Source organism: Sphaerochaeta sp. UBA5836 (assembly GCF_002432845.1).
Taxonomy (GTDB): Bacteria; Spirochaetota; Spirochaetia; order Sphaerochaetales; family Sphaerochaetaceae; genus Sphaerochaeta.
Genome location: NZ_DJGW01000006.1, coordinates 27,532 through 28,937, shown reverse-complemented (window position 1 = coordinate 28,937; position 1,406 = coordinate 27,532). Strand labels below are relative to the sequence as shown.

Below are 1,406 nucleotides of genomic sequence, written 5' to 3'. Positions count from 1 at the left end.
ATCAATGAATGATGAAGCAACAAAACCAAATGAAAGGCCGGATCTAAGAAGAAATTTGATTTTTCAAAACTGAGAGCAGGAAAGGCAAACCTAAAGACTCTATCGATAGTTGTCCAAGTGATAGCACAACACTGAATAGTGATGTTTTCCCCGCTCACGCGGGGGTGTTTCTCGATTTCGTTCGATACCGTATGTGTCGAGATAGTATTCCCCGCTCACGCGGGGGTGTTTTCCTTGTTTTCTCTCAGAGCATGAACAGCCCGCCTCCCTTTGGGGAAAGCGGGCTGATTTTTTGTCTTTGGGCTCTGCTTATTTCACCAAGGAAGCAGCTGCCTCATATACCTTGTCTGCTGTGATACCGAAATACTCATAGAGCTTCTCGGCAGGACCGGACTCACCAAAGCTGTGCATGCCGATCACCTTGCCATCAAGGCCGACATACTTGTACCAGTAATCGGTCCAGGCGGCTTCTACGGCTACGCGGGCTTTTACTGATGCAGGAAGTACGGCTTCCTTGTAAGCGGCATCCTGCTGCTCGAAGACCTCGGGAGAGGGCATGGAGACAACACGAACGGCCTTGCCTTCGGAGGCGAGCTTCTTGCCTGCTTCAAGGGCAAGGGAGACTTCACTGCCGGTTCCGATGAGTATTACTTCTGGTTTATCTGCAGATTGGTAGAGAACATACGCTCCCTTGGAAATCTGAGAAAGCTGCTCGTCGGTCCTCTCCTGCGGAGCGAGGTTCTGACGGCTGAGAAGGAGAGCAGTCGGGCCATTGGTCCGCTTGACAGCACTCTTCCAAGCACAAGCGGTCTCAACGGCATCACAGGGTCTCCATGTGGTCATGTTCGGAGTCATGCGCAGGCTTGCAATCTGTTCAACCGGCTGGTGGGTGGGTCCATCCTCGCCAAGACCGATCGAGTCATGGGTGAATACCATCACGTTGCGAAGTCCCATAAGGGAGGACATGCGCAGTGCATTGCGGGCATACTCCATGAACATCAAGAAGGTTGCTCCATAGGTGAGGAACCCGCCATGCAGGGCCATGCCGTTCAGGATGGCTGTCATGCCGAACTCACGAACACCAAAGCGGAGGTATGTACCTTTTCCGGTAGCAGAATCAAAGTCCTGCACACCCTTCCACTGGGTGAGGTTGGAGGGAGAGAGGTCTGCCGATCCACCGACGAGCTCGGGAAGGAGCTTGCCGAGTACGTCAAGAGCCATCTGGCTTGCCTTGCGGCTTGCAACCTTCACCTTCTCTGTCTGCCACTGCTTTACTACTTCGTTGAAAGCTTTCTCCCAATCGGAGGGCAACTCGCCGTTGAGCCTTCTCTTCAGCTCGGCTGCCTCACTAGGATAGGCCTTCTCGTAGGCTGCAAAGAGTTCATTCCACTTGTGCTCAAGCTTGC

General features: G+C 53.1%; 1 protein-coding gene. It reads right to left on the bottom strand.

Annotated features, from left to right (window positions below):
• Positions 1–309: 309 nt before the first annotated feature.
• Positions 310–1,406 (bottom strand): transketolase-like TK C-terminal-containing protein (locus B3F49_RS00595; RefSeq protein WP_293908520.1); only part of this gene is annotated, 1,097 nt, incomplete at its 5' end.